Annotated in this window: 12 protein-coding genes; 6 read left to right on the forward strand and 6 right to left on the reverse strand. The window is 39.2% G+C overall.

The window, feature by feature from the left end; genetic code table 11:
• Positions 1-122 precede the first annotated feature (122 nt).
• From ybaK to dnaK, 3 genes are all read right to left on the reverse strand, one after another.
• On the reverse strand, positions 123-584 hold the full coding sequence (ybaK, locus tag H5120_RS03425; protein WP_024604031.1) for a Cys-tRNA(Pro) deacylase: 462 nt from the start codon (positions 582-584) through the stop codon (positions 123-125).
• A gap of 94 nt (positions 585-678) precedes the next feature.
• Positions 679-1,818 carry a molecular chaperone DnaJ gene (gene dnaJ, locus H5120_RS03430; RefSeq protein WP_002959065.1) on the reverse strand — a complete coding sequence of 380 codons (1,140 nt, stop codon included), beginning with the start codon at positions 1,816-1,818 and terminating at the stop codon, positions 679-681.
• Positions 1,819-2,020: 202 nt separating this feature from the next.
• The gene (dnaK, locus tag H5120_RS03435; protein WP_002959064.1) at positions 2,021-3,937 is read right to left on the reverse strand and encodes a molecular chaperone DnaK; all 1,917 of its coding nucleotides are present in this window, start codon (positions 3,935-3,937) and stop codon (positions 2,021-2,023) included.
• A 241-nt stretch (positions 3,938-4,178) separates the two neighbouring features.
• Here dnaK and H5120_RS03440 point away from each other — a divergent pair, with 241 nt between their 5' ends.
• The gene (locus H5120_RS03440; RefSeq protein WP_182673599.1) at positions 4,179-4,994 is read left to right on the forward strand and encodes a thioesterase family protein; all 816 of its coding nucleotides are present in this window, start codon (positions 4,179-4,181) and stop codon (positions 4,992-4,994) included.
• Here the strand turns inward: H5120_RS03440 and H5120_RS03445 are convergent.
• Positions 4,983-5,729 carry an ABC transporter substrate-binding protein gene (locus H5120_RS03445; protein ID WP_182673600.1) on the reverse strand — a complete coding sequence of 249 codons (747 nt, stop codon included), beginning with the start codon at positions 5,727-5,729 and terminating at the stop codon, positions 4,983-4,985. The two genes, H5120_RS03440 and H5120_RS03445, sit on opposite strands and share 12 nt — an antisense overlap.
• 164 nt (positions 5,730-5,893) lie before the next feature.
• Here H5120_RS03445 and H5120_RS03450 point away from each other — a divergent pair, with 164 nt between their 5' ends.
• From H5120_RS03450 to H5120_RS03460, 3 genes are read left to right on the forward strand one after another with little or no spacing between them, the layout of a single operon-like run.
• Positions 5,894-7,060 (forward strand): paraquat-inducible protein A, encoded by a 1,167-nt coding sequence (locus tag H5120_RS03450; protein ID WP_259396303.1) that lies wholly within the window; start codon positions 5,894-5,896, stop codon positions 7,058-7,060.
• Positions 7,057-8,712, forward strand: coding sequence for an intermembrane transport protein PqiB (gene pqiB / locus H5120_RS03455; RefSeq protein WP_182673602.1), 1,656 nt, complete (start codon positions 7,057-7,059; stop codon positions 8,710-8,712). Before H5120_RS03450 ends, pqiB begins: the two co-directional genes overlap by 4 nt.
• The gene (locus tag H5120_RS03460; RefSeq protein WP_138490393.1) at positions 8,712-9,320 is read left to right on the forward strand and encodes a PqiC family protein; all 609 of its coding nucleotides are present in this window, start codon (positions 8,712-8,714) and stop codon (positions 9,318-9,320) included. Before pqiB ends, H5120_RS03460 begins: the two co-directional genes overlap by 1 nt.
• Here H5120_RS03460 and H5120_RS03465 read toward each other — a convergent pair.
• Positions 9,317-9,823, reverse strand: coding sequence for a GNAT family N-acetyltransferase (locus H5120_RS03465; protein WP_138490392.1), 507 nt, complete (start codon positions 9,821-9,823; stop codon positions 9,317-9,319). The two genes, H5120_RS03460 and H5120_RS03465, sit on opposite strands and share 4 nt — an antisense overlap.
• Positions 9,824-10,146: 323 nt before the next feature.
• Here H5120_RS03465 and H5120_RS03470 point away from each other — a divergent pair, with 323 nt between their 5' ends.
• The gene (locus tag H5120_RS03470; RefSeq protein WP_182673603.1) at positions 10,147-11,529 is read left to right on the forward strand and encodes a Na+/H+ antiporter NhaC family protein; all 1,383 of its coding nucleotides are present in this window, start codon (positions 10,147-10,149) and stop codon (positions 11,527-11,529) included.
• A gap of 248 nt (positions 11,530-11,777) precedes the next feature.
• Here the strand turns inward: H5120_RS03470 and H5120_RS03475 are convergent, their stop codons facing one another.
• The gene (locus tag H5120_RS03475) at positions 11,778-14,660 is read right to left on the reverse strand and encodes an insulinase family protein (protein ID WP_182673604.1); all 2,883 of its coding nucleotides are present in this window, start codon (positions 14,658-14,660) and stop codon (positions 11,778-11,780) included.
• Between the two features lie 239 nt (positions 14,661-14,899).
• Between H5120_RS03475 and H5120_RS03480 the strand changes: the two genes are divergently transcribed.
• A complete protein-coding gene (locus tag H5120_RS03480; protein ID WP_024594583.1) occupies positions 14,900-15,316 on the forward strand; it encodes an MAPEG family protein in 417 nt (138 codons plus the stop codon).
• The last annotated feature ends 35 nt before the right edge of the window (positions 15,317-15,351 follow it).

The raw sequence follows: 15,351 nt of genomic DNA on the forward strand, positions 1-15,351 counted from the left end.
ACCGTTTGGTATTAAATATTAACGGTATAAAGATACTCTCAATGTAGTTACAAATAAGGTATTGAGCAAATTGCTTAACTTGAGTTAATTGCCTTTATGGAGAATAATTTTAAAAATAAAGGCTATAAATCGCCAAATTTAGCGTCAGTTAACGCCGCTAAATTAGTTGGGGAGAGTGCGATTTCTAAACCTCGCTTTCCGGCGCTCACATAAATAGTATCAAAAAGTGAAGCACTACTATGAATAAACGTAGCTAAGCGTTTTTTTTGCCCAAGTGGACTTACTCCACCTAAAATATAACCAGTGCTAGCTTGAACTTTTTGCGGGGCAGCCATGGCTACTTTTTTGGCACCACATAATTTTGCTAACTGTTTTAAGTTAACTTGTTGCGACACAGGAGTAACAGCAACAATTAGCTGCCTTTCATGCGTTTCAAGAACGAGAGTTTTATATACTTGGGCGCTATCTAAATTTAACTTTTCAACAGCTTCAAGCCCATATTGACTATTACCTGCATCGTGTTCGTAACTGAGTACTTCAAAGGGGATTTTTTGTTTTTTAAGTAATTCGATTGCTGGGGTCATACTATTTAATCGTGTTTTTTTTAACAGTAACAAAAATAAAATTTAAAGCAAAAAAAACGACGCTAAAAAGCGCCGTTTCATTATTAATAATAATTTACTTAGTTAAATCATCAAAAAACTTTTTAACACCGTCAAAAAAGCCTTGCTCTTTAGGACGGTTTTTCGAGCTATCTGTACCCATACTTTCATCTAACTCTTGCAGTAGTTCACGTTGACGCTCGTTAAGATTAACTGGCGTTTCGATTACTACCTTACAAATTAGATCGCCTTGGGCACCACTTCGAACAGACTTAACGCCTTTGCCACGCATACGGAACATTTTGCCCGTTTGCGTTTCAGAAGGTATTTTAAGTTTTGCACGACCATCAAGTGTTGGCACCTGAATTTCGCCACCAAGACCGGCTGTTGTAAAGCTAATTGGTACTTCACAGTATAAATTATTTGCTTCACGTACAAATATTTCATGTTCGCGAACAGATACTTGCACGTACAAGTCGCCAGATGGCGCGCCGTGCATTCCGGCTTCACCTTCACCAGTTAAGCGGATACGGTCTCCAGTATCAACGCCAGCTGGAATTTTAACTGAAAGCGTTTTAGTTTTTTCTACGCGGCCCTGACCATGACATTTGTTACAAGGGTCTGAAATAATCTGACCTTGTCCCTGACACGTTGGACACGTTTGCTGAACAGCAAAGAAACCTTGGCGCATTTGTACTTGGCCAGCACCATGACACGTAGTACATGTTTTAGGCTTAGAACCTGCTTTAGCACCACTGCCATCACACGGCTCACAACCCACCCATGTTGGCACTTTAATTTCAACTTCTTTACCACGAACCGCTTCTTCTAAGCTCAAGTCCATGTTGTAACGTAAGTCAGAACCACGTTGTTGACGAGATTGACGTCGACCACCGCCGCCACCAAAAATATCGCCAAATACGTCACCAAATACATCACCAAAATCGCCATGACCGCCACCAAAGCCGCCATGACCACCGCCACCGCCTTGCTCAAATGCCGCGTGACCATGTTGGTCATACATTTGGCGTTTTTGAGGATCGGTTAAAATCTCGTAAGCTTCTTTAACTTCTTTAAATTTAGTTTCAAGCTCTTTATCGCCTGCGGTACGATCTGGATGATATTTCATCGCTAAGCGTTTATACGCTTTTTTTATGTCTCGCTCACTCGCATCTTTGCTTACGCCGAGGGCTTCGTAATAATCGCGTTTTGACATATCTATCACACTACTCTTTTCTGTTTGCAGCGTGAGCTGCTGGATAAACCGATAAATCGCATCGATTTATCATTGAATTTTTAAACCTTAAATACATGCAAAAGGCGCGACAAGCTATTGCTCGCGCGCCTCAATTGTTCATCCTAACCTAAACACTCGATTGAGTTAAGTGTTTTTGGCTAGCGAGAAGCGTTAGCAACAATTACTTGTCGTCTTTCACTTCTTCGAACTCTGCATCAACAACGTCGTCGTCTTGCTTAGCTGATTGCTGTTGCTCGCCTGCATCTGCTGAACCTTGCTGTGCTTTCGCTTGTGCAATTTCCATTAGTTTTTGAGACTTTTCAGCAAGAGCTTGAGTTTTAGCTTCAATCTCTTCTTTGTTATCGCTCTTAATAGCAGCTTCTAAATCTACAACAGCCGCTTCAATCGCTTCTTTGTCTTCGCTTGGTAATGCATCGCCAGCTTCTTCAATTTGCTTACGAGTACCGTGTACTAGAGCATCAGCTTGGTTACGAGCAGCTACAAGTTCTTCAAACTTTTTATCGTCTTCAGCATGTGCTTCTGCATCACGAACCATTTTTTCAACTTCTTCATCGCTTAGGCCTGAAGATGCTTGAATTGTGATTTTTTGCTCTTTACCTGTATCTTTATCTTTCGCAGATACATGTAAGATACCATCGGCATCAACATCGAATGTTACTTCGATTTGCGGTGTACCACGTTGTGCTGGGCGAATACCTTCTAGGTTAAATTGACCTAGAGATTTATTGTCGCTTGAACGTTTACGCTCACCTTGTAACACGTGAATTGTTACAGCAGATTGGTTATCTTCAGCTGTTGAGAATGTTTGCGACTTCTTAGTAGGAATCGTCGTGTTTTTCTCAATTAATGCAGTCATTACTGAACCCATAGTCTCAATACCTAGAGATAATGGAGAAACGTCTAGTAATAGTACATCTTTAACGTCACCAGCAAGTACACCACCTTGAATCGCTGCGCCTACTGCAACTGCTTCATCAGGGTTTACGTCTTTACGTGGTTCTTTACCGAAGAAATCAGCAACTGTTTTTTGTACTAAAGGCATACGTGTTTGGCCACCAACAAGAATAATATCGTTGATGTCGCTTACTGATAAATCAGCATCAGCAAGTGCACGTTTAAGTGGCTCTAGGGATTTAGTTACTAAATCTTCAACTAGTGATTCAAGCTTAGCACGTGTTAGTTTCACGTTCATGTGCTTAGGACCAGATGCATCAGCAGTTACATACGGAAGATTTACTTCAGTTGATTGTGCAGATGACAGTTCAATTTTTGCTTTTTCAGCAGCTTCTTTAACACGTTGCATTGCAAGAGGATCAGTTTTTAAATCTAAACCTTGATCTTTCTTGAATTCAGCTACTAGGTAGTTGATTACACGGTTATCGAAATCTTCACCACCTAAGTGAGTATCACCGTTTGTAGCAAGTACTTCAAAAGTGTGCTCGCCTTCAACTTCATCAATTTCAATGATTGATAAATCGAAAGTACCGCCACCTAAGTCATATACTGCAACGATGTTTTCGCCACGGTTTTTATCCATACCGTAAGCAAGTGCCGCAGCAGTTGGCTCATTGATAATACGCTTAACTTCAAGACCCGCAATACGGCCAGCATCTTTCGTTGCTTGACGTTGTGAATCGTTAAAGTATGCAGGTACTGTGATTACAGCTTCAGTTACTTCTTCACCTAAGAAGTCCTCTGCCGTTTTCTTCATTTTTTTCAGTACTTCAGCAGAAATTTGTGGTGCAGCGCGTTTTTCGCCACCCGCTTCTACCCATGCATCGCCGTTATCAGCTTTGATGATTTTAAACGGCATGATGCCGATATCGCGTTGTACTTCTTCGTCTTCAAAACGACGACCAATTAAACGCTTGATTGCAAATAATGTGTTTGTCGGGTTAGTAACCGCTTGACGCTTAGCAGATTGACCTACTAATGTTTCGCCGTCTTGCGTGTAAGCAATAATAGACGGCGTTGTGCGATCGCCTTCCGCGTTTTCAATAACACGTGCTTTGCCACCATCAAGTACTGCAACACAAGAGTTTGTAGTACCTAAATCGATTCCAATAATTTTACCCATGAAACTTCTCCAACTTCAATATTCGTTAATACGTTCGATGACATAGTAAATAGGGATGCGCCAAACTTATTTCAACTGTAAAAATGAAAAAAAATCCATTTTTTGTGATTTATTTACAAAATAACCCTAATAATTGTAAGGAATGGTGATTTTTGCACCGCCAGAGACGTTTTTAATTACTGGTCTGACTAGTTTGGTTGTGTTATAAATTTATTAAATCGCACTATAAAAGGACACCTTCATGCATTTTGAACAATTACTTCTACAAGCTGCAAAAATTGGAAGTTCAGACAATACCGAACAATTAACTAGCACAATGCAATTTCCAGAAAACTGGTGCCAAGGCAGAACTGCCTTTGGTGGGCTCTCAGCCGCACTGTTGTATCAAGCTATCAGAGGAAAAGTATCTAATGATCGTCGCCTACTCTCACTCAGTACAAATTTTGTAGGGCCATTACTAGCTGATACTCCTTTTTCGTTATCGGTAGAAATATTACGACAAGGTAAAAGCAGCACACAAGTACTTGCCAAAGCGATTCAAAATGAACAAGTGTGTGTAATTGTACAAGCGTGTTTTGCTAAAAGTAGAGAGTCGGGTGTAAATGTGCCTGTTTCAAAGTCTTTAGGGTTAAAACCGGTAGACGAGCACCAAACTCTACCTTTTATTAAAGGCCAGATGCCTGAATTTTTTCAACATGTTGATTTATGCCCTCAACAAGGTGCCATGCCATTTAGCAGCGCAGAAACTTCTCACTTAGGGGGCTGGATGCGCTTTAAGCACACCCCAGAGCAAATAACAGAAGCGCATGTAATTGCATTAACAGATGCATGGCCACCTACGTTATTACAAATGTTTAAACAACCCGCTCCTGCTAGCAGCATGTCATGGTATTTAGAGTTTGTACAAGAGCCAAACTTATCACCTGGCGAATGGCTTGGCTTTGAAGCAATCACTCATCATTCAAAAGATGGCTATGGTTTAGAAGATGGCTGTATATGGTCACAATCCGGTGAGCTAATAGCGCTTACACGTCAAACAGTGGCGTTATTTGATTGATGAATGGGTTTGGCCTTCATCAACAATTCTTTTATAAGTACCGTTTTGCTTGATGAGCGCCAAACCAATATCAAACTCAATAGCTAAAGAGAGGTTATTAAAATACGCAGGTCGCTCTGCTTTTGGAAATAAAGTGTAAATTTGCACAGCTTCGGGTGATTTATGTTGATTGTAGTAATAGTAAAAAATACGCTTGCCTAGCACAATTACATCCACCCAACCTTTTAACAGCTTATCTACTTGCGCTTTTTGATTAATAACCTCTTTATATGAGCTAAAGTGTTTAAAATTACTTTTAAATATAGAAGGCAGATATGCAGTTGCATTTTGAAAAGCAAGAACGTTTTTATTAAACAGGCCTTCTATTTTATCAATATTATATTTATTTCGCTTGAGTGTAATGGCTACATTTTCATAACTAAGTACCGGTTTACTTGAGTAAATACCAGCACTACTTCCTCCTGCATAATTTAAAAGTATATCTACTCCTTTATTATGCAATTGATGCTCAGCGCGTTTATTCGACATAAATTGCACATTAATATTGGCAGATCCATTAGCCTTTAACGCGGCTTTGATTAAACCTAGGTGTATACCCGAGTCTGTTTTTGCAAAAACGTAGGGCGGAATTGATGCGCTCGCGGCGATAATTACTTCTCGCTCTTTATTAATAGCCACAGCATTTTGCGAGAAAATAAAGAGCCACATTAATATGCAGTACAAATAATATTTCACACGCTTCCTTTATATAACGAGCAGCTTGATGGCAGAACGCGTTGTATTAATGTATTAAATATAGCAAAATTGAAGAAATATTCTTCTTGCTTGGTATTAAATTGCAAACTGTCTGCCCCTGTTGTGATCTGATCATAGATATACCTCGCATAATCGCAAAACAAATGGCGATATGCCCACATTGTCACCATAAACTTTGCGAAGCCAATGTTAATCACGACAGTCGCATAGTTGCACTAAGCTTTAGCGCACTATTAATGCTGCTCAGCAGTATGTTTTACCCTTTTATTTCATTTAGTAGTAGCGGTATAACTCAAACTATTACACTGCCCGACGCGGCTCGAATTTTGTTTAATTATGATAGTGAGCTACTTGGCTTATTTATTGATTTGAGCATTATTGCCCTGCCCATGGGTTTGCTTGTTATTTTAATTCCTTTGCATCTTGGGCTTTTAAAAGCATTACCAGAGAGTATTGCAAGGCGACTACTAAAGTTCACTTTGGCGTTAGAGCCTTGGATTATGTCGGAAATATTTTTAATTGGCGTACTTGTTAGTATGGTTAAAATCATGTCGCTGGCTGATATTAGCTTCGGCACGAGTTTTTGGGCTTATGTGGGGTTTGTTATTTTATACATAGCTGCACTTGTTCACTTAAATCGCCCACGCTTATGGGCTCAAATAAAGCCTGTAAAAGTACTCGAAGGCGCAGAGCATGCTAAACGTGCAATAGATGAAAATATTAAAGCCTGCCATGTGTGCCATCAACTATGTACCGGTAATATTTGCCAGCGTTGCCATACAAAAACACACGTCAGAAACCCTTATAGCGTACAAAAAGCAGCAGCTTGGCTAATTACTTCTGTTGTTTGTTATATTCCAGCAAATGTTTTACCTATTATGCACACCACTAGCCTTGGGGATGAATCCCCTTCAACTTTAATTGGTGGTGTTATTACTCTTTGGAACAGTGGCTCCTACCCTATTGCCGCTATTATATTTTTAGCCAGTGTGGTTGTACCGCTTGCTAAGGCATTTGTATTGAGCTTTTTATGCTTTATGGTTACAAGGCCTGCCAATAAACATACAAAAAGTTACACCCGAATTTATCAACTGACTGAGTTTATTGGTAAATGGTCGATGATAGATGTATTCGTGGTTGCTATTTTAGTGGCCTTAGTTCAACTGGGTAATTTAATGTCAGTAACGCCAGGATTAGGCATTGTATTTTTTACAGTTATGGTAATATGCCAAATGATGGCTGCCCATGCCTTTGACCCACGCTTATTGTGGGATTCCCCTAAAAACAAAAAATCAGAGAACAAAGCATGACCGAAACCGCCGAAATAACAAAAGAACCGAAAATTTCCGCTATCTGGATCATTCCGGCAATTGCGCTGTTAGTGGGCATGTGGATGTTATACCAATACCAAGCTAATAAAGGCCCTACTATTTTTATCGAAATGCCACAAGCAGAAGGCATTATTGCAGGTAAGACTGAAATAAAAGTGCGCAGTGTAAAAATAGGTCAAATTGATCATGTTAGGCTATCCGACACGCAAGACAGCGTAATTGCCCGTGCGCAAATAGACAAAAACTACAATAACTTATTAACTGATGATGCCAAAATTTGGGTCGTAAAACCACGCATTGATGAAACGGGTATTAGCGGAATGAGTACGCTATTGTCTGGTGTATATTTAGAGTTTTCACCCGGTGAAAGTAAAGAGCTAAAAGAGCGTTTTAAATTACAAGACGAACCCGCCCTCATTGGTAAAGATGTGAAAGGTGGCCGTTTCAAATTAATGAGTTATAACGCTGAAGTGCTTGATGTGAGTACCGGTATATTTTTCAAAAATTACAAAATAGGTCAAATAGAAACCGCCACTTTTGATTGGGAAAACCAAGCAATGAAGTACGGCGTATTTATTAAAGAACCTTATCAAAATCTCATCACCATGAACTCTATTTTTTGGGTGAACGCAGGGATTGAAATTGACCTATCTGCCGATGGCATCAATATTAATACGGGCTCTTTAAGTAAACTTTTAAAAGGCGGTATTTCGGTTGGCTTACCTGAGCAACAGGCCCCGGGTGAAATAGCACAAGATGGGCATAGCTTTTCATTAAGCCAAAGCTATAAAGAAGCGCTAGAAGAGCGCTTTTACGATTTTGATTACTACCTCATTGAATTTGAACAATCAGTTCGAGGACTACGCACAGGTGCACCTGTCGAATACAGAGGTATGCGTGTAGGTACTGTTGTTGAAACACCTGCCAATGTAATTATTGACGGTAAACCTGCCCACTTTAGAAACCATAATACGGCGGTTCCAGTGCTTATAAAAGTAGAATACGGACGCTTGTATCATGACAGTGCTTCAGCAAAAGAGTATTGGCAAGGCAGTTTAAAGGGCTGGATTGAAAGTGGTATGCGCGCCTCGTTAAAGCCTGGTAATTTATTAACGGGTGCTGTGTATGTAGATTTTGATATATACCCCGACGCGCCAGAAGCACACCTAGGTAAACTTGTGCAGTATGATGTTTTTCCGAGTATTTCTAGCGGTATAACTGTATTAGCAGATCAAGTTTCTGACGTACTTAATAAGGTAAATAACTTAAAAGTTGAAGATAGCTTGGCACAAATGCAAGCTACATTTACCGATTACCGAGCGCTTGCTAATGAAATGCGAGAGCTGCTAAGCCAAAAAGATATACAAAACTTGCCTGGCGACTTTAACCGTAATTTCGAAAAGATGACAAAAAGCATGGAGCAGTTTGAAGTCACTATGCGCCAATTTGATAAAACCATGGCCAGTTACCAAGCCGGTTCTGAACTTCATCATCAAATACAGCAAACATTAAAAGAGTTTAAACGTTTAAGTGAGGGCCTACAGCCTCTAACTCGCGGATTAAACGAGCAACCTAATATGCTAATTTTTGATAAATCATTACCAGCAGATCCAAAACCAAGGAAGCAATAATGAAATCGTTATTTTTAACCGCAAGTTTATTATTACTATTGGCAGGTTGTAGCTCAGCAATACAAACTGCGACACAGTATTACCAGTTTGAGCAGCCTATAGGTGCATCGTCTCGAAACGTTGCAGATACAGATGCGCAACTAAGAATACAAACTGTTGTACTTAGAGGCGCTTTAAATAATTTGGGCATTGCGATGAAAATAGATAGCAACCAAATTCATGCTGCAAATTATAACCTGTGGGGCGAATCGCCGGATGTAATGCTTACTGCAACAGCCCAGCAAACACTTTTTAATGCTATGCCCAACTGGATGGTAATAAAAGGCTTACCGGTCATTACTGAACTTGATCAACAAACGTTTTATGAGCTTGAATACGAAATTCACCACTTTAATGGCGATATGCAAGGTAACGCTGATATTTCTGGGCTTTGGCGTTTATATTACACACACCCTGAAACAGGCCGACGCCTTATAAGTATTAATAATTTTTCGCAATTGGTCCCTATTGATGATGATGGCTATGACGGTTTAGTTTCAACACTTGAAGCAACATGGCTAAATATAAACCTAAATGTTGCAAAGCAAATAGAACAAGCAAGACTTTAATCGTTAAGTGACAATATAATCACGGCGGTTTTATCATCATTGATAACCGCCTTGCCCTCTATTTTAAAACCCAATTTTAACAACACATTCTGCGATGCCCTATTATCTGGTGATGTTATTGCACACAGTTTTGTAATTCCAAATTCATGCTTATGTTGCAAAAGTGCGCTGGCCGCTTCAAAAACATAACCCTTTTTTTCAAAACCGCTTACAAGTGCAAAACCTAAATCAGGTTGCAGTAACGCGGCGCGTTTATAAAACCCAACAACGCCAACCACTACAGCATTATGCAAAGTAATAATGTAAGGCCCAAAGCCTTGGCGTACATGAGAAGCAATAAATGACTGATTGATGTACGACTTGGCATCATCAAGGGTATAAATTGCTTTATCACCAATATGCTCTATGAAGCTCGCTTGATTAACTAGCTTAAGTAAAATAGCTGCATCAAGCTCATTTGCATGGCGCAACAACAATCGATTTGTTTTAAATACAGCGTTCAATATAAGCTCCTCTAAAAAACTTTGTTTTGCATGTAACTTTTTGTTGACTGAAATTAAAAAGCAGATTATTTTTGCGCCGATGTTTTTACAGGCACAACAATAGCGGTTTGCACTCCTTGCACCGTCTGGCGCCAAAGCCAACGCGTTTCACTTAAGCCGCTATTTAACATAACTGTTTATGTGTCCCTCCCTCGCGTACAAAAGCAGTGACTTGGAAGATGATTTTACAACAAACTTATCATCTTCTTTGTTTTTGTATAAGCAGTTTAAAAATTAATACTATTTTAATTTTTATACATGCTTTTAATTTTGTGAATACTTAAATGCTTGAACCTTCTGCGTTAAGTTTACTACCACCGTTGGTGGTAGTTGTATTGGCTGTTGTATTACGCCGCCCTATTTTATCTTTACTTATTGGTGCTTTAGTTGGCTTAGTTATCGCCGATCCTGCACAAGTACTTACTAACTTTGCGAGTACATCGCTAAAAGTGATGACAGACGAAACCATCGGCTGGCTAATACTTGTATGTGGTGGCTTTGGTGCTTTAATCGCGCTATTAGTGCGCACAGGTGGCGCATCGGCTTTTGGCAAGTTAGCCCTTAAATACACTAAAGGTAAACGCTCATCTTTGTTTATGACCTTTTGTTTGGGTGTAGTTATTTTTATTGATGACTACTTAAATGCGCTTACCGTGGGTGAAACCATGAAACGCATTACCGATAAATTTAAAGTGAGCCGTGAAATGCTTGCCTATGTTGTAGACTCTACTGCTGCACCAATTTGTGTACTCGTCCCTTTATCTACCTGGGCGGTTTTTTTTGGTGGCTTACTTGTAGATAACGGTATTGCTGAAGAAGGCAAAGGGATTGCGGTTTATATCCAAGCCATACCGTATATGTTTTATGCGTGGTTTGCAGTGCTTGTTGTTTTACTTGTTGTGCTGGGTATTATTCCTGCGATTGGTCCAATGAAAAAAGCAGAGCAAATGGCGCAAATTGAGCAAGCTCAAGTCGATCCAGCCCAATACAATGACGTTCAAACAGCGGATGAATATGCAGTAAAAGCCGTAGAAGAGAACTTTGAAGATGCTGATCCTAAAGGTAAATTACGTAACTTTTTGGTGCCGATTATTTTACTGGTTGCATTTACTGTTTACTTTGAAATTGACGTATACAAAGGCTTATTAGCAACAATGGCGGTCACTCTCCCATTTTATGCACTACAAAAATTAATGAGCGTAAGTGAAATGATTGAACGCATGCTTGATGGCTTTAAAAGTATGATCCCCGCTATTGGTACTGTTATAGCGGCGTTTATATTCAAAGATGTATGCGACTTAATTGGTTTGCCTCAGTTTGTTATTGGCAGCTTAAGCCCTTATATGATCGCTGCATACTTACCAGCCGTGGTATTTATTTCAATGGCTATTTTAGCGTTTGCAACTGGGTCTAGCTGGGGTATTTTTGCTGTATCAATTCCGATTGTTATGCCACTGGCTAATGCGGTTGATGCAAACATACCACTGGTCATTGGTGCGCTATTATCGGCTTCCTCTTTTGGTAGCCAAGCGTGTTTTTACTCAGATTCAACCGTACTCGCAGCGCAAGGTTCTGGTTGTAATTTAATGAGCCATGCCGTTACACAATTGCCTTACACGCTAATTGCTGCGGCATTAGCTGTTATAGGCTTTTTAATAATGGCTTAAATATTATACCAATCCGCAATAATACTCAATCATTTTCCGGGGCTAAACGAGTCGCTACCTGCGTTAAAAAATTTTCATTTAGAACAACTAAATAGCGAATTTTTTGCCTAGCTATCAACCCGTTTTTCCATCCTCAAAATAGATCACTTAATTAAGCGAATTGGTATTATTAGTAAATATAGTGAGATAAATAATAAACCCCAATGTAGTGATACATTGGGGTTTATTTTTAGCTACATAAATAAAGCTTATTTTTGTAATTTAATACCATTGTAATAGGCATCAAGCGTTGTGATTTTAGTTTGATTTGGTAAATCGGCAAAGTCACTTTCTATAAACTTAGTCCCGCGTAGTTGCACATTTAAACGTGCAGCATTAGGGTTAAGCATTGTTTGCTTGTAGTAGTCTTTTATATCTGCAAGCGTTACTTTTTCAACTTCATCAATCAGCTTTTGCTTAGAATCAAAGGTAAAGTTTTCACGGTACCAATCGTTTATAAGTGGGCTCATTTCGTCACTTAAGTTTTTAGGCTGCTCTTTAAGTGATACAAGGGTAGAGTTTTTCAGCTGCTCAAAAGTCTCTTCGCTCATGTTATCAAGTTCAACTGCGTATTCTTTTTTAAACTTATCAAAACGAGCTTGTATTTCTTTTGGTCCTTTAACCGGTGTTTGAATATACAAACCTATTGCTGAATAATCTTCAATTGGGCGAGCTAACGCACCTACTGCGTATGCAAGTTGCTCCTCAGTACGCATTTTATCAAACGCAACAGTTCTAAAGTGGCTTTGTAATACAGCTGCTTCTGCTTTTTGTTTGTAACCCGCAACAGGATGAACGGTCATATCAACCACCGCTACATCGGCTACATCAATATCTTTTTGCAATACCAGCGTTTCGCCAGGTTGTGGCAACCACGCTTTGCTTCGCGCAAATTCACTGCGCTTATGATTACTTGGTAATGTTGCACTTAACTCTTGTGCTATCGCGTCAATATCTTGCTGATCGTAGTTACCGTAACTAAATACGCGTAAATCGTTTTGTGCAAACGTAGCTGTTTTTAATTGTGCTAAGTCAGCAACACTCAGTGAGTCAGCGGCTTTAATAAGCGCATCTGTATCAAAGCCACCTGTACGCGTTAGTTTTGAATACTCGCCAAATGCTTGTGCATACGGAAACTGCTTTTGTTGGTTTAGTAAATTACGTTTAAAACGATCTACCGCTTGGCTAAATGCTTGTGCTGTTTCATCGGCTTTTAACCCGGTTAAAGCTTGTTTAAGCAATACATCTTGCTTATCTGTAAAACCACTCATAGATAAAACAAGACCATTACTCGGTGCTAAGCTTACGCTCATACCGGCGATTGCTGCTTCGGTACTTAACTGACTTTGTTGAATATTATATAAATCAGCCCAGACAGAATAAAGGACTTCTGCTTTGATATCGTTCAAACCTGGTTGAGTATTTATATAAACTTCAACAAGCCCTTTTGGCTGCTCTGCAAATTTTTGACTTGCTTGGCGCCATACTTTTACACCATTTTTATCGTAAGCAAGTTCTGGGTATTTTTGCTCTTTAAATGCTTGCGTTTTTATTGCAAAATTTTCAGGCAATAAATTGTTTACTGTTGGTAGTGCTAACTTAAATTCGCTTGGTTTTTTCCAGCTGGCAATTTCATCATCGCTAATGTCACTGATGCGGTATTTACCGTCGTAAAAGTGTAGTTGTGAGTCTGTCTCTTCTTGCTGCGATACATACCAAATACGAAGGGTGTCGGCATTTAACTGCTCAAGTACATTGTTTACAGCGTCAGCGTCAAACTTTGCATAATAATAAGGTGCATTAATAGCGTGATTTAACGGATAGTCTTGCATGCTTTGCGTAAGCGAGCTTACATAATTAAACTCATCACCTTTTTCTAAAAACTTAAACTGGTTATTAAGGGAAGTACGAATTTCGTTAAAGTACTTGCTATCAACGCCTTCTTTTTTAATTAAATCGATGTACTGCATAATAGTCGCAACTATTTCGTCACGATTTTTCATGCCTTCATCTGTAAGCTCTACATTTACATTTAACGAACCGTAGTTACCATATTGATTTGGTGCAGCTGAAGCTGAAAGCTGAGACACCCATCCTTTATCACGAAGAAGTTGCGCTGGGCTGCCCTGCATTTCATTACTTAGTAAATACGCTACAAATCGGTTTGGTTTAAGTGCAAATTCGCTATTATTATTAGCAATGGTGAAATCAAGTTGCAGCTGTTTTACATCTTCATTTGGTGCATAAAACACGCGTTTTCCGCCAGCGTTATCAAAATCAAGTTTTGCAGTCACTGTTGGTTTTTCGATATTTTTATTTTTTATGTCAGCAAAGTATTTTTGCGCTTTTTGCTCCATTTCAGCAATAGGTAAATTAGAAATAAGCGCAACTTTCATAATATTTGAAGAGTAGTATTTATTATAAAAATCAACCGTTTCTTTATGAAGTGAACTGTTTTCTTTATCGCCAAGCGTTTCTAGGTTACCAATTAAAAAGCGATTAGCTGGGTGATCGCCCATCATTTTACGCGCGAGTTTAAATTGTCCAAAAAAGTCCATTTCGCGGCGCATTGACCACTCTGCGTTTACTGCATTTTTTTCTTTGTTTGTGTATTCTGGGTATAACTTAGGCGCTTTGAAAAAGTCAGCAAAACGGTCTAGCCCTTCATCAAACGCGTCGTTATTAATTTTAAACATGTAATTAGTAATATCGAGCCACGTGTAAGCATTGTGCGCGCCACCATTTTTGGTCATAAAATCAGAATACCCTTTTGTGTCTGGGTAGCGATCTGTGCCTAAAAACAGCATGTGCTCTAAATAATGCGCCATACCTTGTTGCGACATTGGATCGTGCAGTAAACCAACACCAACGCTGAGTGCCGCTGCTGATTTTTCAGCACCTGGATCTGACACTAAAATTACTTCAATGTCGTTTGCCAGCTTAAGTGTTTTATATTCACGGTTATCGTTAGGACTAACGACTAACGTATCTGATAGTAAAGAGGCCTGAGGCGCCACTGAAACCGAAGCCGTATTTGAACAACCACTTAAAACTGCAAGTGCGATAGCACTAAAACCAATAATCTTTTTCATTTTTGTTTTCCATTAAAAAGTATTGCGCAAAATAGCGTGCGCCAATTCAAAGCAATATAGTTAAGCTAAACTAACATTTTCAATTAATAACTTTCTACAAAATAACGCTATTTTGTGTAACACATTGTGAAAAATGTCTTCATAATCGGATATTAGTTGGGAGTCTGCCAACCTTGCGAGATTAAAAATCTTTCAATATCAAAAAATACGCAAATTCTAAATAATAATAAGGAAAAACAATGGAAAAAATCATCATACTTGCCATGTTTGCACAAGTTACGCTTTCACTGGTTGTCATGCTCATTATGGGTAAAAGGCGCTTTGCCGCAGCTAAAAACAAACAACTAGATTTAAGTGATTTTAAAACAATGCAATTAGATAAGGCTGGCGACACTATTAGGGTGGCAGATAGAAACTTTTCAAATCAGTTTGAAATACCTGTGCTTTTTTACGCGGGGTGTTTACTTGCACTGCAACTAAATAGCGCCAGTACACTTGTGGCAATACTGGCCTGTTTATTTGTAGCAACACGTATTGTGCATAGCGTTATTCATTTAGGTGAAAACAACGTACGCGCACGTTTTAAAGTGTTTTTACTGGGTTGTGTTTGTGTGTTTTCAATTTGGCTAGCAATGGTTTGGCGAGTACTATTTTAAACAGCAAAGTTTAATAATAGTAATGTGGACGGCTG

Source organism: Pseudoalteromonas sp. SR43-2 (genome assembly GCF_014163885.1).
GTDB lineage: Bacteria > Pseudomonadota > Gammaproteobacteria > Enterobacterales > Alteromonadaceae > Pseudoalteromonas > Pseudoalteromonas distincta.

Coding starts and splice junctions, on each gene's coding strand:
- ybaK (WP_024604031.1), bottom strand. CDS start 584: ATGACCCCAGCAATCGAATTACTTAAAAAACAAAAAATCCCCTTTGAA.
- dnaJ (WP_002959065.1), bottom strand. CDS start 1,818: ATGTCAAAACGCGATTATTACGAAGCCCTCGGCGTAAGCAAAGATGCG.
- dnaK (WP_002959064.1), bottom strand. CDS start 3,937: ATGGGTAAAATTATTGGAATCGATTTAGGTACTACAAACTCTTGTGTT.
- H5120_RS03440 (WP_182673599.1), top strand. CDS start 4,179: ATGCATTTTGAACAATTACTTCTACAAGCTGCAAAAATTGGAAGTTCA.
- H5120_RS03450 (WP_259396303.1), top strand. CDS start 5,894: ATGGCGATATGCCCACATTGTCACCATAAACTTTGCGAAGCCAATGTT.
- pqiB (WP_182673602.1), top strand. CDS start 7,057: ATGACCGAAACCGCCGAAATAACAAAAGAACCGAAAATTTCCGCTATC.
- H5120_RS03460 (WP_138490393.1), top strand. CDS start 8,712: ATGAAATCGTTATTTTTAACCGCAAGTTTATTATTACTATTGGCAGGT.
- H5120_RS03470 (WP_182673603.1), top strand. CDS start 10,147: ATGCTTGAACCTTCTGCGTTAAGTTTACTACCACCGTTGGTGGTAGTT.
- H5120_RS03475 (WP_182673604.1), bottom strand. CDS start 14,660: ATGAAAAAGATTATTGGTTTTAGTGCTATCGCACTTGCAGTTTTAAGT.
- H5120_RS03480 (WP_024594583.1), top strand. CDS start 14,900: ATGGAAAAAATCATCATACTTGCCATGTTTGCACAAGTTACGCTTTCA.